We start from the raw sequence: 20,410 nt of genomic DNA on the forward strand, positions 1-20,410 counted from the left end.
TTTACGAAACATAAAATCAAAAAAGACAGACTGAAGTCTGTCTTTAAAATGTTCATTATTCACTCATTACATGGCTTCCATTTTGAAACTCATGCTTTCAATTACTTTTAGAATAGCTTCTACTGTATCCATGGAAGTCAGACACGGCACTCCGTTTTCTACAGAAGTCCGGCGGATCTGGAAACCGTCGCGTTCGGATTGTTTTCCCTTGGTCATGGTATTTACAATGTACTGCACTTTCCCTTTCTGAATCAGATCAATCAGGTTGATTTCCGGATTTTCCTCGATTTTATATCCAATCTTGGTAGATACACCATGTTCTTCAAAATAGCGTGCTGTCCCTTCTGTCGCCCAGATACGGAATCCGATCTCCTGGAAACGGCGCGCAAGGTCGCAGGCTTCTGCCTTATGTTTATCAGCAACCGTAAACAAGATGGCACCGTGCAGCGGCACTTTTCTGCCCGCTCCTACCAGGCCTTTATACAGCGCTTTTTCCAATGTCTGATCTTTGCCCATCACTTCACCGGTCGATTTCATCTCAGGACCCAGCGAAATGTCTACTCTTGCCATTTTAGAGAAAGAGAAAACAGGTACTTTCACATACACACCTTCCTGCACCGGCGCGAGCCCATTTCGGTATCCGAGCTCTTTAAGACTTTTACCCAAGATCGCTTTCGTGGCCACATTTGCCATGGGAATATTGGTAATCTTCGAAAGGAAGGGAACAGTCCGGCTGGCACGCGGATTTACTTCAATCACATAGACTTCTCCTTCGTATAAAACGTACTGGATGTTCATCAGTCCGACAACATTCAGTCCTCTGGCCAGACGTTCCGTATAATCCACCAGTTTTTTCAGCTGCTCTTCCGTAATATTCTGCGGCGGATACACGGCGATAGAATCTCCCGAGTGCACGCCCGCCCTTTCGATATGTTCCATAATTCCAGGAATCACGACCGTTTCACCATCCGAAATGGCATCCACTTCTACTTCTTTTCCGGTCAGGTACCGGTCAATCAAAATCGGATGATCCGAGAACTCGCGTACGGCGTTCTCCATATAGTGACGCAACTCTGAGGAATCGTACACAATTTCCATGGCGCGCCCACCGAGCACATAACTTGGTCTCACGAGTACCGGGAAACCGATTTCCTGCGCAATTTCCTGTGCTTCTGTTTCGGTAAAACATGTTTTTCCCATCGGCTGCGGAATGCCGAGTTCCTGCAAAGCAGCTTCAAATTTATTACGGTTTTCCGCACGATCCAGATCTTCCAGCGATGTTCCCAAAATCTCAACACCGTGTGCCGCCAGCTTTTCTGCGAGGTTAATCGCCGTCTGGCCACCGAACTGAACCACCACGCCTTTAGGTTTTTCGAGTTCGATGATGTTCATTACATCTTCTTCCGTCAGCGGCTCGAAGTAGAGTTTATCAGAAATTGAGAAGTCGGTGGAAACGGTTTCCGGGTTATTATTAATGATGATGGCCTCGTAACCCATTTCCTTGATAGCCCACACCGAATGTACGGTTGCATAATCAAACTCCACTCCCTGCCCGATGCGGATTGGTCCCGAACCCAGCACGATAATCTTTTCTTTATCAGAAGGTACGCTTTCATTTTCTTCTTCATACGTTCCGTAGAAATACGGTGTATCACTTTCAAACTCAGCCGCGCAGGTATCGACCATTTTGTAAACCGGCATAATTCCTCTGCTTTTTCTAAACTCAAAAACAGCGCGCTGGTCGGTGTTCCATAAGTGGGCAATACTTAAATCAGAAAAGCCCAGCTTTTTGGCTTGCAGCGTAATTTCAGGTTCATATTGGCTGGCTGCAATCGCCTTTTCAAAATCGATCAGTTTTTTAATTTTATATATAAAGAAAGGATCGATCTGGCTCCATTCCACAATCTGTTTCCAATCGTAGCCCTGCCGCAAAGCATCGCCGATAATGAAAAGCCGCTCATCATCACAGACGCGGATGCGCTGTTCAATTTCCTCCGGTGTCAATGCAGCAGCGCGGTCGCGATTCAGGCCGATATGCCTTAGTCCAGTTTCAAGGGAGCGAATTGCTTTTTGTAAGGATTCCTCAAAGTTGCGGCCGATCGCCATCACCTCGCCGGTGGCTTTCATCTGGGTAGAGAGGCGGCGATCGGCAGTTTCAAATTTATCAAAAGGAAAACGCGGGAATTTGGTAACCACATAATCCAGCGCCGGTTCAAAGGAAGCATACGTCTTTCCGGTTACCGGATTTAAAATTTCATCGAGGGTAAGGCCCACCGCGATTTTTGCCGCAATCTTGGCAATTGGATAGCCGGTGGCTTTACTGGCCAGCGCGGAAGAGCGAGAAACTCTTGGATTAACTTCAATGATGTAATAATTATAAGAATGCGGATCGAGCGCCAACTGTACATTACAGCCACCTTCAATGCCCAGCGCACGAATAATTTTTAAGGATGAATTACGCAACATCTGGTATTCTCTGTCAGACAAAGTCTGCGAGGGCGCCACTACGATAGAGTCACCGGTGTGCACGCCGACCGGATCGATATTCTCCATGTTGCAGACGACGATCGCATTGTCATTGCTGTCGCGCATCACTTCGTATTCAATCTCCTTATAACCCGCGATAGATTTTTCAATTAAACACTGGGTAACGGGACTGTATTTTAGCCCAAACGCAGTGATCTCCTTTAATTCTGCTTCGTTACCTGCAATACCGCCGCCGGTGCCACCCATGGTAAAAGCAGGACGCACAATCACCGGATAACCAATCCGCTCAGCGAAATCAAGTGCAGCCTCCACGGTCATTACAATATCGGAATCCGGTACCGGCTCGTTTAGTTCTTTCATCAGGCTGCGGAACAGGTCGCGGTCTTCCGCCTGGTTAATGGCGGAAAGTTTGGTGCCGAGCACTTCCACTTTGCATTCGTCCAGAATCCCGGATTTTTCCAATTCAACCGCCATGTTTAAACCGGTTTGTCCGCCCAAAGTTGGCAGCAGCGCATCGGGTCTTTCTTTGCGGATAATATGACTCACGAATTCCAGGGAAATGGGTTCAATGTACACTTTATCAGCAATTTCCACATCCGTCATAATCGTTGCCGGATTGGAGTTTATAAGGATGACCCGATAGCCTTCTTCTTTCAGCGAAAGACATGCCTGGGTTCCGGCATAATCAAATTCTGCCGCCTGGCCGATGATGATGGGTCCCGAGCCGATGACGAGGATGGTTTTTATATCGTTTCTTTTCATTTTTACTTTTTATTTAGAGCAGATTTTATGTGTGTTTAAGGATGTAACTGAATCCATCGGAGCATTAATCTTCTGAAATTCAGAAATTGACTTTATTTATTTTTAAAGTTTTCCATCATCAAAATAAAATCATCGAAGAGAAATCCGGTATCTTCCGGACCGGGACTTGCTTCCGGGTGGAACTGCACGGACATGCAGGGATACTGCTCATGTAAAAGTCCCTGATTTGTATTGTCATTAATCGCTGTATGCGTTTCCACCAAGCCGGTACCTGCAAGCGAAGGTGAAGCTACGGCATAGCTGTGATTCTGGGAAGTGATCGCAACCTTTCCTGTTTTTAGATTTTTAACGGGATGATTCCCGCCACGGTGACCAAACTTCAGTTTAAATGTTTTGGCACCGCAGGCCAGCGCAATCAGCTGATGCCCCATGCAGATGCCGAAAAGCGGAACTTTGCCCATCAGCTCACGAATCATTTCCGGCGCACTTTCCACATCTTCCGGGTTGCCGGGGCCGTTGGACAGAACAACGCCATCCGGATTCATCTGCAGGATTTCCGGCGCAGACGTATCATAAGGAACCACCGTTACATCACAATTCCGAAGAGAAAGCTCACGCAGAATACCGAGTTTCGAACCAAAATCCACCAGCACGACTTTCAGTCCGCGGCCGGGGCTGGCATATGGCGTTTTCGTAGAAACCTGTGCAATCAGATCTTTGCGATACTCATTATCAACGGTAGCGGTTTCATTATCAGCATCCACTATTTTACCCTGAATGGTACCGTGATTTCGGAGTACGCGCGTAAGCCGCCGCGTGTCAATACCCGAAAGTCCTGCAATGTTGTGCTGCTTCAAAAACGCATCGAGCGACATCTGACTTCTGAAGTTCGACGGAAAGTCGCAAACTTCCTTCACAATCACCGCTTTCACGACGGGCACAATCGCTTCGTTGTCATCACGGTTAATTCCGTAATTGCCAATGAGCGGATAGGTCAGGCAAACCATTTGCCCGCAATTGGACGGATCGGTGAGCAGTTCTTGGTAACCGCTCATCGACGTGTTGAAAACCACTTCTCCGGAAGCATCCTGGCCGCCGCCGAAGGCCTCGCCATAAAACACTTCGCCGGAAGCTAATATTAGTTTCTTTTTCATTTTTACTTTTTATCCTTTTCTTTCTATTTTCGATTGTTTCAGGCAGTCATCAGTGAATGCTTTCTGCCGGCGAGTTCGGTTCCGAGAAAGTGAAACCTCGTTTTTCCAAAGCAGTTTTTAAAATAGCCATGCGCGCAAACACCCCATTTTCCATCTGCTTAAAGATTCTGGAACGGCTGCTTTCCACTAATTCATCTGCAATCTCAACACCCCGGTTGATCGGTGCCGGGTGCATAATGATGGCATTTTCTTTCATGGCCGCGGCGCGTTCTGTAGTAAGTCCGAATTTACGGTGGTAGCGCTCAGCCGGCAGATTCAGTTTCTCGTCCTGGTTGTGTCTTTCGTGCTGAATCCGCAACAGCAGCAGGACATCCACCTCTTTCACCAGATCATCGATGGGCAGATAAGTTCCGTTGATCAGGGTTCCTTCATCAAACCATTTTTCCGGGCCGGAGAAATATACCTTAGCGCCCAGTTTACGTAATACTTCTGCATTCGAATTAGCTACGCGGCTGTGTTTGATATCGCCCACAATCCCCACTTTCAAACCTTCAAACTTTCCGAATTCCTGGCGGATGGTCATCAGGTCCAGCATATTCTGGGAAGGATGATTGCCGGTACCATCGCCACCGTTTATAATCGACATATCGATGCCATTGAACTCATCATAAAATTTTTCTTTGTGATGACGAATGACGCACAATTCAAGGCCCAGGCTTTTCAGCGTTTTTACCGTATCGTACATGGATTCGCCTTTGTTCACACTGCTGGAAGAAATATCAAATGGAATGACCTGCAATCCCAGTTTCCGTTCTGCGACTTCAAAACTTGTTTTGGTGCGCGTACTGTTTTCGAAAAAGAGATTGGCCACATAAATTTCCTGGTCGGCTTTCAGGATTTTACCCTTGGCAAATTCTTCGGCGTCCTGCAGTAATCTGTTAATTTTCTCAACGGATAAATCAGCGGTTCTCAGCATAATCTTAAAGTTTTAAAATAAAAAAAACGAAGCCGGCAGGGCTTCGTTTCATAAAAAAATATTGTTATCAGCGGCAACACCGCTTTTCTCTGTCTCGTGAAAAAGGAAATAATCTTTCATCGGCTACAAAGATAAAACATAATTCAGGAAACGAGAAAACTTTTAAAAAATATTTTAAGTGACTCGCTGAAAACCCATCAAATTCTTAAATAATACCTACATTTAACTTTCTTTTAAAATTAAGCCAGATGAATAACTACACTGTTGAGAACCTGCCGGATTACTTTAAACAATACAAGAAATCAATCAAGAACCCGAAAAAATTCTGGGACAAAATTGCTGATGAAAACTTTGTATGGTATCAGCGCTGGTCGAAAGTGGTGGATTATGACATGGAAGAGGCCAAAATTAAATGGTTTAAAAATGCCAAGCTCAACATCACCAAAAACTGTATTGATCGGCATTTGCAGGAACGGGGAGATAAAACCGCCATTATTTTTGAGCCTAATAATCCTGAGGAAGCCGCACAGCATATTTCGTACAGTGAACTGCGCGAGCGTGTCTGCAAAATAGCGAACGTTTTGCGCGATCTGGGCGTAGAAAAAGGCGACCGAGTCTGCATCTATTTACCGATGATCCCGGAACTTGCCGTGACCATGCTGGCTTGTGCAAGACTTGGTGCGGTACATTCCGTGATATTCGCAGGATTTTCTGCTGCTGCAGTACGTTCGCGCGTGAATGACTGTGGCGCCAAACTCGTTATCTGCTCCGACGGAAGTTTCCGCGGATCAAAAGCCATTGATCTGAAAGGCATCATCGATGAAGCAGTAGACCAGTGTCCAAGCGTGGAAAAAGTGCTGGTCGTGAAACGCACGAATTCCGATGTTGAAATGAAAGAAGGCCGCGACCTTTGGCTGGAACCCTTGTACAAAGCGGCGGCGCCTGATTTTATTTCTGTCATCATGGATGCGGAGGATCCATTGTTTATTTTATACACGTCGGGTTCCACCGGAAAACCGAAAGGAATGCTGCACACCACGGCCGGCTACATGGTGTACACTGCATATACTTTTAAAAATGTTTTTAATTATAGAGAAAATGACATTTATTGGTGTACGGCAGATATCGGCTGGATTACCGGCCATTCTTATATTTTGTATGGGCCGCTGCTCAACGGAGCAACAACCGTCATCTTCGAGGGCGTGCCAACGTATCCTCAGCCCGACCGCTTCTGGGAAGTCATTGAAAAGCACAAAGTTACTCAGTTTTATACGGCGCCAACTGCCATCCGGTCCCTGGCCAAGGAATCCTACGAATGGGTGGAGAAACATGACCTGTCCAGTCTGCGGGTGATAGGATCCGTAGGCGAACCGATTAATGATGAAGCCTGGCACTGGTATAACGATCATGTAGGCAAGAAAAAATGCCCGATTGTCGATACATGGTGGCAAACCGAAACCGGCGGCATTATGATTTCGCCCATTCCTTTTGTAACACCGACAAAACCCACCTATGCGACCTTGCCGTTGCCGGGCATTCAACCAGTTTTAATGGATGACAAGCGAAATGAAATTACAGGCAATCAGGTGAACGGCAACCTTTGTATCCGCTTTCCGTGGCCGGGAATTGCACGCACCATCTGGGGTGACCACCAGCGTTATAAAGAAACTTACTTTACCGCATTTCCGGGCAAGTATTTTACGGGCGACGGTGCCCTGCGTGATGAAGTGGGCTATTACCGCATTACCGGCCGTGTGGATGATGTAATTATCGTTAGCGGTCACAATCTGGGGACTGCGCCTATAGAGGACAGCATCAATCTGCATCCGGCTGTGGCAGAATCAGCCATTGTAGGTTTCCCGCACGAAGTGAAAGGAAGCGGGCTGTATGGCTATGTGATGCTGAAAGATACCGGTGAAAGCCGCGACAAGGATAACCTGCGCAAGGAAATTAATAACCTGATTGCCGAGACCGTCGGGCCGATCGCGAAACTGGATAAGATTCAGTTTGTCTCTGCCTTGCCTAAAACGCGTTCCGGTAAAATTATGCGCCGTATTTTAAGAAAGATTGCCGAAGGTGATTTTGCCAATTTCGGCGACACGTCTACCCTCCTCAATCCCGAAATTGTAGAAGAAATTAAAGAAGAAAGAATTTAAAATTTACTGTTGGACAATAAGCATTCAGATATCATTATTGTTGGCGGCGGCCTGGCTGGTTTATCGGCTGCACTTCATTTGCTGCACGAGGGATTTAGCGTTACGGTGATAGAGAAAAGCAGCTATCCGAAACACAAGGTTTGCGGGGAATACATTTCCAATGAAGTGCGAAGTTATCTGCAGTGGCTCGGTCTTGATCTCGAGAAACTTCAGCCCGCTGAAATTACCCATCTGCAGTTTTCCTCTGTGTCCGGAAAAGTTTTACATACCCAACTTCCGCTGGGCGGATTCGGGGTAAGCCGCTACACGCTGGATGACGCCATGATGAAACTGGTGATTGCCCTAGGCGGAAAAATAGTGCAGGAACAGGTAAATGATATTATTTTTAATGATAATCTTTTTACCGTCAGAACAGATAAAAACAGTGAACTAACGGCACCGGTAGTTCTGGGCGCTTTCGGAAAGCGTTCCAATCTGGATATTAAGCTGGAGCGTACTTTTCTAAAGAAGAGAACACCCTGGCTGGCGGTCAAAGCGCACTATCAGGGAGATTTTGATGATACACTTGTCGGGTTGCATAATTTTCGCGGCGGCTACTGCGGGGTTTCTAAGTTGGAAAATGGCAGCATAAACATCTGTTATCTTGCGCACTTTAAAACTTTTAAAAAGCATAAAAACATTGAAGAATACCAGCGCGAAATTGTGAGACAGAATCCGCATTTAGATAAAATTTTAAGTGGCGCTACGATGATATTTGAAAAACCTTTAACCATCAGTCAGATTTCTTTTGCACCGAAAACGGCGGTAGAAAATCATGTCCTGATGATGGGCGATACGGCAGGGCTAATTCATCCGCTGTGCGGCAACGGAATGGCCATGGCGATCCACAGTGCGAAACTGGCGGCAGAAGGAGTTACTTTATTTTTACATAAAAAAATCAACCGCGCACAGCTGGAAAATGAGTATCGAAAACAATGGCAGAAGAACTTTAGCGGAAGACTCAGCATTGGCAGACTTTTAGGTAAACTGCTGGAGCATGCAAAACTGGCGGAAATTGGCACCGGCCTGCTCATGTACTTTCCTTTTCTGCTGCCGATTATTATCCGTAAGACCCACGGAAAAGAACTTATGACGACAAAATAAATGGCTATAGATACCACATACCGGACGGATGCAGAGGAAATGATGGATGATTTTTCTCTGAGTAACGAGGCACTGATTACAGCGCTGAAGGATTTGTCGCGTATTAATTTATTGCTTGGCGGCAACAATGTAACGAGAAATGGTGTTTCGCAACTCTTGAAAAATATTCCGCGCGACCGGGAAATCACCATTGTGGATTTTGGTTGTGGCGGCGGTGACCTGCTGCGGATGCTGGCAGATTTTGGCCAAAAAAATAACAGAAAATTCCGGCTTATTGGTGTAGATGCCAACGAAACAGCCATTCGGTTTGCAAGTGAGCATTCGGTCGCTTATCCTAACATAGAATTTATCACGGCTGATATTTTTAAAACTGATTTTAAGGGTTTTCAGCCGGACATCGCTTTGCTTACCCTCACGCTTCATCATTTCAAAGATCCGGACATCAAAGAAATTCTGCATATTTTGTATGAAGACGTTTCGTTGGGAATCGTGGTAAATGATTTGCAGCGCAGCAAGCTCGCCTACCGTTTGTTTCAGGCAGTTATTTTTGTCTTCAGGCTGGAACCGATGACCGCGCAGGATGGATTAATTTCCATACTAAGAGGATTTAAACGAAAAGATTTAGTACTTTTCTCTAAGCAATTAAACTTTACCAAATACCGCATCCGCTGGAAATGGGCCTTCCGATGGCAGTGGATTATACATAAATTATGAGTGTACACATTGTAACGGTGGCCAGGCAGCTGCCACAATATTCCCGTAAAACAGCCGACATTCTTCCCTTCGTTGACCAGTGGATGGAAGACCAAGACAGTCGTTTTGCACGAAAAGTAAAAAAGATTTTCGAAGGTGCAGCGGTGGATCAGCGCTACTCTATTATGGATCCTGTCGAAGTATTTACGGCAACTTCCTTTGAAGAGAAAAATGATATTTACACCCGGGAAGCCATCATCATCGGTGAGCAGGTCTTAAGCAAAGCACTGGCCAAGGCCGGCTGGGAACCTGAGTCGCTGGATTATATTATCACGGTAAGCTGCACGGGAATTATGATTCCCTCACTGGACGCCTATCTGATTAACCGTTTAAAATTAAAACAAGATATCGTGCGCCTGCCCGTGACCGAAATGGGTTGTGCGGCGGGTGTTTCCGGTACTATTTACGCCAAAAACTTTCTGAAAGCAAATCCCGGCAAGCGTGCCGCGGTTATTGCCGTGGAAAGCCCCACCGCTACTTTTCAGCTGCAGGACTACTCAATGGCAAATGTGGTAAGCGCTGCTATCTTCGGGGATGGTGCTGCCTGTATGCTCCTGTCTTCTGAAGAAGAGGCCCCCGGTCCGGAAATTATAGCGGAAGGCATGTATCATTTTTATGAAAATGATCATATGATGGGTTTTAAATTGACCAATTCCGGTCTGCAGATGGTACTGGATGTGGAAGTTCCGGAAACCATTGCCGAACATTTCCCACAAATTTTGCATCCCTTCCTGGCTGCGGAAGATTTAGGCATTGCTGATATTGACCACCTTATTTTTCATCCGGGCGGAAAGAAAATAGTCCAGATGGTGGAAGATTTATTCTCAGATTTAGGAAAGGATATTAACATGACCAAAGAAGTACTGCGGCTCTACGGAAATATGTCCAGCGCCACCGTGCTATATGTATTGGAAGAAATTATGAAGCAGAATCCGCAGAAAGGCGAGCGCGGTTTAATGCTGAGTTTCGGGCCGGGCTTTTCTGCCCAACGTGTTTTACTGCAATGGTAGAAACTAAAGTAAAAAATCAGTGGGCTTTGATACTGGGCGGCAGTTCCGGTCTGGGCCTGGCATCTGCACAAAAACTGGCCTTGGACGGTTTTAATATCATCATCGTTCACCGAAGTCCGAGAAGTGAATTAACCGGAATTCAAAAAGAGTTTGATGTCATCCGCGAAACCGGTGTGCGCCTGATTGATTTCAATAAAGATGCTTTAAATCCCGTGCAGCAGAAAAACATGGTCGCGGAAATACGAAAAGAAATAAGTCCCGAAGGAAAAATCAACTGTTTGTTACACAGCATTGCCAAAGGAAATCTGAAACCGATGACCGGTGAAAATGCACTGAGCACGGAAGATTTTTCAATTACGCTACAAGCGATGGCGACCAGTTTTTATGATTGGGTGCGGCTGATTTTCAACGCCAGTTTATTCGCCAAAGATGCGCGTTTGCTCGCTTTTACCAGCGAAGGAAGTTCACGCCCGTTACCAAATTATGCTGCCATTTCAGCAGCAAAAGCGGCGCTGGAAGCGATGATGCGAAGTATCGCCCTGGAATTTGCTCCGTACGGAATCCGCGCGAATTGTATTCAAGCGGGCGTAACGGATACACGGTCGCTGCAAATGATCCCGGGCAGCGACGAAATAAAAAAAGTAACCCAAAACCGAAATCCGTTTGGCCGCTTAACCACACCGCGGGATGTGGCCGACGTGGTCAGTCTCTTGTGCCTTCCGGAAGCAGCCTGGATCAACGGCTGCGTTATTCCTGTAGACGGCGGCGAACATCTTTGCTAATATGAAATTTCAGGAAATCATACATCATCTTCCATACACCGAACCATTCCTGTTTGTAGACGAACTGCTGCACGTGGATGAAAACGGTGCAAAGGGAACTTATACTTTCAGCGAAACACTCGACTTTTATAAAGGTCATTTTAAAAACTTTCCCGTAACACCCGGGGTTATCCTGACCGAAACCATGGCGCAGATTGGCGTGGTTTGCTTAGGGTTATATTTATGTAAAGATGACCTTAATTCAAAAAAATCGATCGGTCTGACCTCTACGCAGATTGAATTTTTAAAACCTGTATTTCCCGGTGAAAAAGTAACCGTGGAATCCAGAAAAGTTTACTTCAGATTTAACAAACTTAAATGCGCTGTAACCATGTATAACGCGGCCGGCGAAGTGGTATGTGAAGGAGAAATCGCCGGAATTATCGCAAATTAAATGCCAGCATGATGAATAAGAGACGTGTAGTGATTACGGGAATGGGCGCTGTTTCACCAAATGGTGTGGGACTGGCCGCCTTCGAAGAAGCAATAAAAAAAGGCACCTCGGGAATACGTTTCGACCAGCAATTGGCGGACCTGCAATTCTCCTGTCAGGTGGCCGGTACGCCGCAGCTTTCGGAGGAGATCATCAATCATTATTTTACGCCACTGGAACTTCGGAATTTCGCTGCAACCGGCATCATGTATGGTGTGATTGCCGGAATGGAAGCCTGGAATGATGCGAGCTTAACGATCGCTGGTTCGGAGGAACCGCTGTGGCACGCCGGAACCATTTTCGGCGCGGGTACCTCGGGGATCGAAAAGTTTCGCGAGAGTATTTATAAGATTGATGATCTGCAAACCCGGCGGCTGGGCAGTACGGCCGTTGTACAAACCATGAACAGTGGTGTTTCGGCATTTTTGGCAGGCAAACTTGGTTTGGGCAATATGGTAACCACCAATTCGTCTGCCTGCACTACCGGCACCGAAAGTATACTGATGGCTTTTGACCGAATTCAGTCCGGGCAGGCAGATATCATGCTGGCGGGCAGCACGAGTGACTCCGGTCCGTATATCTGGGGCGGCTTCGATGCGATGAAGGTATGTAATTTTAAGAGCAATGAGGAGCCCGAAGCGGCATCGCGGCCGATGAGTGCGTCTGCCGCCGGATTTATACCGGGCAGCGGTGCGGGTGCTTTGGTCCTGGAAGAACTGGAGAGCGCCGTGGCGCGCGGGGTGAGGATTTATGCCGAAGTTCTCGGCGGAAATATTAATAACGGCGGTCAGCGCGGTGGAGGTACCATGACGGCGCCTAATTCTACCGCGGTACAGAAATCTGTACAAGATGCGCTTAAGGCAGCAGGTGTGCACGCACAGGATATTGATTACATCAGCGGGCATCTCACCGCAACTTCCAAAGACAGTACTGAGATTCAGAATCTCGCAACCGCTCTGAAACGGAAGGGCAAGAACTTTCCTTATATCAACTCGCTGAAATCGCTCACGGGCCATTGCCTGTCCGCGGCCGGCAGCCTGGAAAGTGTGGCAGCAGTACTCCAGCTGGCCCATGATTATGTAGCACCCAATCGTAACTGCCAGGATTTGCATCCGGAAATCGCAGAAACTATTGACCGCACCTGCGTGCCGCAAGAACTGATCCGAACCTCTATTGAAATAGCCGCAAAAGTGAGTTTTGGTTTTGGCGATGTGAACGGATGTGTTATCTTTAAAAAATATAAAAACTAAAAAATTATGAGCCGGGAAGATTATCTGTTGCAGCTGAAAGAAATTGTGAAGCCGTATGTGAAAGAGGAACAGGCACTGGAAAACCTGAATGAAAATACCGATTTCCTGAATGACCTGAACATCAATTCTGCCAATCTCGTGGACGTGGTGCTGGACGTGGAGGAAGCTTTCGACATTGAGATAGACAATGAATCCATGGAGACGATGCGTGATGTGAAATCAGCACTCGCGGTGATAGAAGCAAAATTAAATTCAAAATAAAAAACCGTTAAGCCGTGCGGGTAAAATCCTGAATTGATAAGTGAAGGCTCCGCGCGAAGTTGTACCTTTGCAAAAAATATTTTTAATATGAAATTTTTTATTGACACAGCGAATCTGGACCAAATCCGTGAAGCACAGGACCTGGGAATTCTGGATGGAGTAACCACCAATCCCTCCCTGATGGCGAAAGAAGGCATCAGCGGAAAAGAGGCTATTCTGAATCACTATAAAACAATCTGCGAAATCGTGGATGGTGATATCTCCGCAGAAGTACTGAGCACGACCTATGATGAAATGATTGCAGAGGGCGAAGAACTGGCCGCTATTCATCCTAATATCGTTGTGAAAATCCCAATGATTAAAGACGGAATCAAAGCGTTAAAATATTTCTCGGACAAAGGAATTAAGACTAACTGTACCCTGATCTTCTCTGCAGGTCAGGCGCTTTTAGCGGCAAAGGCAGGTGCAACCTATGTGTCGCCTTTCCTGGGAAGACTGGATGATATCTCGGTAGACGGCATTAATCTGATTGAAGAAATCCGGGTAATCTTCGATAACTATCTATTTGATACCGAAATTCTGGCAGCGTCAATCCGTTCTCCTATGCATATTATCAACTGTGCGAAAATTGGGGCAGATGTGGTAACCTCTCCGCTGGCTTCTATTTTGAACCTGCTGAACCACCCGCTGACCGACAAAGGTTTGGAACAATTCGTGGCTGATGCCAAGAAAATGGGATAACCTTTTTGATTTAAATTATATTTCGAAACCGTCACTTGCTGGCGGTTTTTTTATATCAATGATGCTTATTTAAATTTTAAATTGTAAAAAATTTAATTGTTGCCTATCTTTGTATTGATATTAACTTTTAAAAATTTAAAATGTCTTTAATAGAAAATTTACAATGGCGCCATGCCGTAAAAGCGTATGATCCAACGAAGAAAGTAGCTGAAGAAGATGTTCAGAAAATATTGGAAGCCGCCCGCCTGGCGCCGACTTCTTCGGGTTTACAACCATTTCGGATTATTGTTGTGGAAAGTCAGGAACTAAAAGAAAAAATGGTGGCCGGCGCTCTGAATCCGGAAGTGATGAAAGAATGTTCTCATGTGCTCGTGTTTGCTGCCTGGGATCATTATTCAGATGAAAAAATTGACCGTGTGTATGACCGCCACACTGATGAGCGCAATTTACCGCGCGGCCGCTTCGGAAGTTATACGGATAAGCTGAAAGAACTGTATAACGGCCAGACCCCTGAGCAGCACTTTGCCCACGCGGCAAGACAAACGTATATCGCCCTTGGGCTCGCCATGGCACAGGCAGCTGAATTGAAGATTGACAGCACGCCGGCGGAAGGTTTCAGCAATGAAGTGGTCGACGAAATTCTGGAGCTCAAAGAATTAGGTCTGAAAAGCGTTACTTTGCTCTATCTTGGCTATCGCGATTTGGAACGCGATTATCTTTCGCACATGAAAAAAGTAAGAATTCCGATGGAGGAATTTATTATTGCAAAATAACTGCTGCCTGATTAAAACAATCATCTCATGGACAAAACACCAAAACTGAGCGAGCAATTATGTTTTCCGTTTTATCTGATGGCAAAAGAAATCACGGGGATGTACCGGCCTTTTCTGGAAGAACTTGATATAACGTATTCTCAGTATCTGGTAATGATGGTTCTGTGGGAATACGAACGGCTTACCGTCAATCAAATTGGTGAAAAACTGCACCTGGACAGCGGCACACTGACGCCGCTGCTCAAACGGCTGGAAGCAAAATCATATCTCATCCGCCACCGCTGCCGCGAAGATGAACGCGTGGTAGAAGTGTTCCTGACAGACAAAGGAATTGCGCTGCAGGAAAAAGCCTGCCTGATCCCGGGAAAAATGCAGGAAAAATTAAATTTATCTGATAACGAAATTTCGGACTTGAAAGAAACCGTGCAAAAATTAATGCGGATTATTGAGAAATGAAACAACCGTTTTGAAACGTAAGCACAGTTTAATTTAATACAAAGCGTCAAAACTTATTAGAATTTTGACGCTTTTTTGTCTTACCCTTTTGCTGTTAAATTCGGACGAGTATTCCTTTTACTAATGTTAAAATTATAAATCAGCCTTGACAAGCCGTTTATAAAAAACAAAAAGGATAAAAACTAATTTATCCTTTTTGTGACCGCGGAGGGATTCGAACCCCCAACCCTCAGAGCCGAAATCTGATATTCTATCCAGTTGAACTACGCAGCCTCTTATTTTTAAACCAACTTTTGCTATCTAAAAAACAAGTTCGGTTTTTTTTTAGGTTTAGAAGGAAATTTTCACTCCACCCAAGACCTGTGCGCCAAGTACTTTATAGCCTTTGAAGGTCTGATAATGGTTGTTCAGGAGGTTATTACCGTGGGCAAAAATACTAAAATTTTTGTGAACCTGGTACTCCGCCGATAAATTTAAATCCGCAAAACCGGAAACCTTATCATTGGTGTTTTGTTCGCTTGCATAGAGCAGCGGATTCAGCGCATCCTCCGTCACGGTGAAGGAATTGATAGTCAGGTCCGAACGGAAAAATGCCTGCGCACCCAAATGCAGTTTTTTATCGAACAGCAGATATTTTGCACCAATATGGGCATCCACCAGCGGTACATTATAAATATGATCGTAGGTATCCAGCTTATATTTTCTGAAGTTAACTTCTGCATCAAAAGTCAGATTCGCCAACGGAAAATACTGCACGCTTCCACTCGCTTCGCTCACCGTACCGTTATCGTATAGCGCCGAGAATGTATTTGCATAATCATAAGGAGCGCGTTCTGCCTCCGTATTTTTATTAAAGATATCATTGGCGCCAAAAAAGAGGATATTGTTGATTTTCCCGTATCCGGCGCGGAAGTTATATTTAATTTGCTGATCCACATCACCGCGCAGTCCCACATAAAACTTATATTTTGTTTCGGTTGGGCGGATGTCCTGATCAGACAACAGGAACGCATTTACCTCAAGCATTTCACCGTAGGAATTCAGGTGCAGTCCGCCGTCAACGCCGGCATAAAACTTAAATTCATCTGCCGCGGCAAACTGTGCTTCCGCCTGCGGGAACCAATAGGTTTTGTTGGTTTTTTCCTGTTCAGGTAAAAGAAGTCCGTTGTAGGTTGAATTTAAAAACGAAAAGCCCGAGCCCAGTTTCACATAAGAATCATCCAGCCGGAACGTGATGGCCGGCGTGAGCGTCATATTCAAAAACTGAGAGGCGTGTTTCTCCATAATATCGAAATTGCTTTTCTGGGTTTCCAGCATCGCGCCCAGATCCACATAGAAATTAACGGTTCCGAGTTCCACGCCGTGTTTTGATAAATTCACCGCTACTGATGCCTGATTTTCCTTTGCATCAAACCCGTCAGACAAAAAAGAAGATTTCACACGGACGTCGTTCAGGATTTCATTGGAATAAAAATCGTAATATCCGTTGACTTTAAATTGATTGGTTCGCTGTTTTAAGTCAATATCTGATGAAGGCGCCAGCGCATAAATCCCATAATAGCGATAATCATTCAGCGAATAATTAGCGTCCACGCTCAGTTTACCGACTTCGCCAAAACTGTTCAGAAACACGCCAACTGTTCCGCTGTTCTGTTTTGAGTCCCAGGGATATTCTTTTTTCAGGCCTTTCGTGGAGAGCAAATGCACATCGGCGCCTACTTCCATATTATTTTCCAGTAGACCGGAAATCAAGCCATCCGCCAGAATTTTTCCGTAATTGCCCATGCCGACCTGAAAGTAATTGTTGCGATACTCGGCATCGAATTTTGGTGAAATGTCTTCGCCCTGAATCACCGAGGTACGGAAATCAGAAGCAGCGGGAACATTGGTGATATCGTAGGTAGGCGGGTTCGCCGATTTTTCCTCCGGCGGATAATTTTTCTCGGCCGGTACGGAAGTTTTTTTCTTTTCAATCTTGCGGACTTCCGGCTCGCGTTTGCGGTCCAGGATTAGTTTTTCTTCTTTAATCTGTCCGAAGGCTGCGGCGGAAGAAACCATTAGCCCAAGTAAAAATATATGCTGAATTCTTTTGTTCATGGAAAGTGTATGTTTAGCGTTATGACCGTCTTATAGAAGACAGTCCACAGCTTGTACGGATTACTTTTTAATTTGTTTTTTAAGGTCGCGTGCTTCGGCTACGATATCCGGGAAATCCTGATAATTTTCTATCAGCTGATCTGCCGTGTAACTCGCCTGATAATTATCTTTCAGTCCCATGTAGTTGCGCACCATCAGTACCAAAGCTTTCGCGCCCCAATATTCTTCGGAAGCGTAATTATTAGCCAGTTTAAAGATGGTTTCATTGGATGTTTTAAAAGCTTTCGCCTTATTCTGATAGAACGCCTTTGCATACAAGGCTTCAGCCGCTACTTCCGTATTGGCTGATTTTTCCAGCGCGGCATAGGCGCTTTTGGCGTCATTATCCTTGCCGCTGTTCATCAGGCTGCGCGCTTTGATTACTTTTGCCAGCTCCAGCACCGAGGCAGAGTTTTTAGCATTTTTTAAGACCTGGTCAGCCAGCGCCTCGGCCTTGCGGAAATCTTTATCATGCGCGTACAGTTTCATCAGCTCCACATTGGCAAAATTCCGGATGTTTACGTTGGTCGAAGAAGCCAGCGGCTCCAAATATTTGCGCGCTTCGCGGGTATTGTTCTGTGCCAGGTAGATTTGCGCGAGTCTGGTTTGTGCATCTTCCTGATAGTCATTTTGTACCGCCGCAACTTCCTGGAGGACCAGCAATGCTTTCGCCGTATTTTGTGTTTGGTAATAACTTTCACCCAGTTCATACTGCGATTGGTACAAGCCCTCTCCTACCGGATTCTGGGTCAGGTATTTTTCATACAAAGGAATGGCTTTCTTAAAATCCTTCGCAGCATACAGGCTGCGGGCCGTATTCAGATTGATCTCATCAATTTCGGAAGCATTCAGGCTGATACCCACACTTTGTGCAAACGCCTGATAGCCTGCCACATCATTATTCTTCAAAAATAAAGGTCTGGCAGCCTGCACCACTTTCGCGGCATAGGCCGTGTTGCGGTATTGGTTGGCCAGCACTTTTAATTCTGAAAGTGCTTTCGCATCCTGGTTTTGGTCAATATAATTCTGAGCGCGGTAAATCTGTGCATTTGCTACCAGATCACGATCCGGACTGGTTTTTATCACCTGTGAGAAATAATCATTGGAACTCGCAAAGTCATCATTGGCTGCATAGGCCGTTGCGATCTCAAACTGAGCATCATCCGCATATTCGGAATTTTTATATTGTGCCAGCAGTTTCTTCAGTTCTGCGATTTTGGCAACGGTATCGCCTTTGAAACCAAGTGCCATTGCTTTCTGGAACAGTGTATAATCATCCGCCTGGTCTGTTTTATCATAGATGGCAATCGCTTCATTCAGATTATTTTCAGCATAATACGTATCCGCTAACCGCAATTCCGCATCTGCTTTAAATTCCGGTTTTGGATTGTTCAGATAAGCCTGGAAATGCTGCTGTGCTTTGTCGAACTTTTTAGATTTAAAATAAGCATAGCCTAAATCATAATTCAGCTGTTGCTTCTCGGGGAATTCCGCCGTTTTCAGTTGTTCCAGGCGCACAACAGCAGAGGGATAGTTCCCTTTTAAGTAATACGTTTGGGCAACCCAGTAACGGGCGCGGGCATTAAATTCTTTATTAATATTAAATTCCAGGCTGCGCAGGAAATATTTTTCAGCTTCGTCCAGGTTCCCTTTGTTAAACTCTTCCGTTCCCAAAAGGAACGAAACTTCCTGGTCAATACGGTCGGTTTCCGGTGTGGAATCAGGCATTTTATCAATGGCCGCCAGCGTTCCGCGGTAATCACCGGAATAAACATAAGATTTAACCAATAAAGATTTCAGCGCCGGCGTGTCGGCACTCTTGGGATATTTGGTAATATAATTCTGAATAACCGTTGAGGCAGATTCGAACGGGTTTCCGAGTTCGTAACTCAATTTTGCATATTGCAGGTGCGCCAATTGCTGCACCCTTGCATCATACGTCATCTGATAAGCAGAACGGAAAGCGGACAAGGCTTCCTGTTTTTTACCTACTTCCAGATAGGCATTCCCTAACTGGTAATACGCGTTTTGCGCCGTCGCTGAATTGCTGTTAATGAGCTGATTGTAATACGAAACCGCCTCATCATATTTATGAAGCTGCGCCGTCACAAAACCCATTTCATACAAATCACTTTCGGAAGGATTGGAATTACTGTCCAGATAGATTTTGAGATGCGGATAAGCAGAGCTGTAATCCGACTTCATAAAATAACTTTCGCCAATAATCTTATGTACCTCAGCCTTATATTCCTCCGAAATATTTTCATTTAAAAGCGCATTGCCTTCATAAATGGCCTGGTCATAATTTTTATCATTAAAATACAGCTGCACATAGTAAGGCTTGACGATGCGGGCGTATTTGCCGTTTTCTTTTATCTGGTCGAAGTACGAAAAGGCACGGTCGTTTTGCCCGTCGGCGTAATACAAATGGCCGAGCATATAGGTGATGTCATCGCGGTCGGTGGCGGTGGCGGTATCATAGGCTTCAGCAAGCGCTTCAATGGCTCCCTGAGAGTCACCGGTCATGAAACGGGCATACCCCAGTTTCATCACATACTGTGTATTTTCTTCCCGCGAAAGCTGATACTGATTGACTTTCTGCAGGGTTTCCAGCACTTTATCAAAATCTTTCTGTGCTAAATAAAAATCAGCCAGCGGCAGATTGGCCTGTGCGAAATAAGCGGAGTTCGGATACTCTCTGATAAAAGCATCCAAGCCCTGCTCTGCATGGTTGCGGCGCAGGATGACACCGATTACGTTGTCAAAAAAGCGAGCGGCTTCTGCTTTGGAGGCCGTGAGATGGCGGTTATAAAAATACTGACGCGCATATTCATGCTGCGCAGCACCATATATTTTTTGTTCATATAAATTTTCAGCCAGCCGGAAACGGTAATTTTCACGGTCGCTGTAGAAAGCAGACTGCTGAGCCTGGGACCAGCCCATGAGCAGGAACGCGGCGGCAGCTAAAACTTTTTGTGACTTCATGTACTCCTGATTTAATTGTGAGCGCTGCCACACCAAAGTGCTGGCAGCGCCATAATTTTAAAGAAACGAAAATACAGAAAAGTTATTGCCTGAGCAACGCGGCGGCGCGCGGC

The 20,410-nt window shown here is 45.6% G+C and carries 16 protein-coding genes and 1 tRNA gene; 11 read left to right on the forward strand and 6 right to left on the reverse strand.

Features of this window, described 5'->3' with window-relative positions:
* Nucleotides 1–66: 66 nt before the first annotated feature.
* The 3 genes from carB to MVI27_RS00885 all read right to left on the reverse strand — a co-directional run bounded on the left by carB (nt 67) and on the right by MVI27_RS00885 (nt 5,379).
* Nucleotides 67–3,249, reverse strand: a complete 3,183-nt coding sequence (gene carB / locus MVI27_RS00875) for a carbamoyl-phosphate synthase large subunit (protein ID WP_246958772.1) — start codon at nt 3,247–3,249, stop codon at nt 67–69.
* A 92-nt stretch (nt 3,250–3,341) separates the two neighbouring features.
* Nucleotides 3,342–4,403, reverse strand: a complete 1,062-nt coding sequence (locus tag MVI27_RS00880) for a carbamoyl phosphate synthase small subunit (RefSeq protein ID WP_246958773.1) — start codon at nt 4,401–4,403, stop codon at nt 3,342–3,344.
* Nucleotides 4,404–4,452: 49 nt separating this feature from the next.
* Nucleotides 4,453–5,379 carry an aspartate carbamoyltransferase catalytic subunit gene (locus MVI27_RS00885; protein ID WP_246958775.1) on the reverse strand — a complete coding sequence of 309 codons (927 nt, stop codon included), beginning with the start codon at nt 5,377–5,379 and terminating at the stop codon, nt 4,453–4,455.
* A 248-nt stretch (nt 5,380–5,627) separates the two neighbouring features.
* On the opposite strand from MVI27_RS00885, the gene acs reads away from it, so the two are divergent.
* The 11 genes from acs (at nt 5,628) to MVI27_RS00940 (ending at nt 15,176) form a co-directional block, all read left to right on the forward strand.
* Nucleotides 5,628–7,535 (forward strand): acetate--CoA ligase, encoded by a 1,908-nt coding sequence (gene acs, locus MVI27_RS00890; protein ID WP_246958776.1) that lies wholly within the window; start codon nt 5,628–5,630, stop codon nt 7,533–7,535.
* A gap of 9 nt (nt 7,536–7,544) precedes the next feature.
* Nucleotides 7,545–8,678 carry an NAD(P)/FAD-dependent oxidoreductase gene (locus tag MVI27_RS00895; protein WP_246958777.1) on the forward strand — a complete coding sequence of 378 codons (1,134 nt, stop codon included), beginning with the start codon at nt 7,545–7,547 and terminating at the stop codon, nt 8,676–8,678.
* Nucleotides 8,679–9,392: a methyltransferase domain-containing protein gene (locus tag MVI27_RS00900; RefSeq protein ID WP_246958778.1), complete on the forward strand. Its 714-nt coding sequence runs from the start codon at nt 8,679–8,681 to the stop codon at nt 9,390–9,392.
* Nucleotides 9,389–10,441: a type III polyketide synthase gene (locus tag MVI27_RS00905; RefSeq protein WP_246958779.1), complete on the forward strand. Its 1,053-nt coding sequence runs from the start codon at nt 9,389–9,391 to the stop codon at nt 10,439–10,441. Before MVI27_RS00900 ends, MVI27_RS00905 begins: the two co-directional genes overlap by 4 nt.
* A complete protein-coding gene (locus MVI27_RS00910) occupies nt 10,435–11,223 on the forward strand; it encodes an SDR family oxidoreductase (RefSeq protein ID WP_246958780.1) in 789 nt (262 codons plus the stop codon). The genes MVI27_RS00905 and MVI27_RS00910 overlap by 7 nt, the downstream gene beginning before the upstream one ends.
* Before the next feature lies 1 nt (nt 11,224).
* A complete protein-coding gene (locus tag MVI27_RS00915; RefSeq protein ID WP_246958782.1) occupies nt 11,225–11,656 on the forward strand; it encodes a 3-hydroxyacyl-ACP dehydratase FabZ family protein in 432 nt (143 codons plus the stop codon).
* An 8-nt stretch (nt 11,657–11,664) separates the two neighbouring features.
* On the forward strand, nt 11,665–12,945 hold the full coding sequence (locus tag MVI27_RS00920) for a beta-ketoacyl-[acyl-carrier-protein] synthase family protein (protein WP_323134579.1): 1,281 nt from the start codon (nt 11,665–11,667) through the stop codon (nt 12,943–12,945).
* A gap of 6 nt (nt 12,946–12,951) precedes the next feature.
* Nucleotides 12,952–13,206: an acyl carrier protein gene (locus MVI27_RS00925; RefSeq protein WP_246958783.1), complete on the forward strand. Its 255-nt coding sequence runs from the start codon at nt 12,952–12,954 to the stop codon at nt 13,204–13,206.
* Nucleotides 13,207–13,293: 87 nt separating this feature from the next.
* The gene (fsa, locus tag MVI27_RS00930; protein WP_246958784.1) at nt 13,294–13,947 is read left to right on the forward strand and encodes a fructose-6-phosphate aldolase; all 654 of its coding nucleotides are present in this window, start codon (nt 13,294–13,296) and stop codon (nt 13,945–13,947) included.
* Between the two features lie 140 nt (nt 13,948–14,087).
* A complete protein-coding gene (locus MVI27_RS00935) occupies nt 14,088–14,720 on the forward strand; it encodes an NAD(P)H-dependent oxidoreductase (protein ID WP_246958785.1) in 633 nt (210 codons plus the stop codon).
* Between the two features lie 27 nt (nt 14,721–14,747).
* Nucleotides 14,748–15,176, forward strand: coding sequence for a MarR family winged helix-turn-helix transcriptional regulator (locus MVI27_RS00940; protein ID WP_246958787.1), 429 nt, complete (start codon nt 14,748–14,750; stop codon nt 15,174–15,176).
* Between the two features lie 199 nt (nt 15,177–15,375).
* Here the strand turns inward: MVI27_RS00940 and MVI27_RS00945 are convergent.
* The 3 genes from MVI27_RS00945 to MVI27_RS00955 all read right to left on the reverse strand — a co-directional run bounded on the left by MVI27_RS00945 (nt 15,376) and on the right by MVI27_RS00955 (nt 20,297).
* Nucleotides 15,376–15,449 (reverse strand) — tRNA-Arg (locus tag MVI27_RS00945).
* Between the two features lie 57 nt (nt 15,450–15,506).
* The gene (locus MVI27_RS00950; RefSeq protein WP_246958788.1) at nt 15,507–17,273 is read right to left on the reverse strand and encodes a TonB-dependent receptor; all 1,767 of its coding nucleotides are present in this window, start codon (nt 17,271–17,273) and stop codon (nt 15,507–15,509) included.
* A 60-nt stretch (nt 17,274–17,333) separates the two neighbouring features.
* On the reverse strand, nt 17,334–20,297 hold the full coding sequence (locus MVI27_RS00955) for a tetratricopeptide repeat protein (protein WP_246958789.1): 2,964 nt from the start codon (nt 20,295–20,297) through the stop codon (nt 17,334–17,336).
* Nucleotides 20,298–20,410 lie beyond the last annotated feature (113 nt).

It is taken from the genome of Chryseobacterium salipaludis (genome assembly GCF_022968825.1).
GTDB lineage: Bacteria > Bacteroidota > Bacteroidia > Flavobacteriales > Weeksellaceae > Kaistella > Kaistella salipaludis.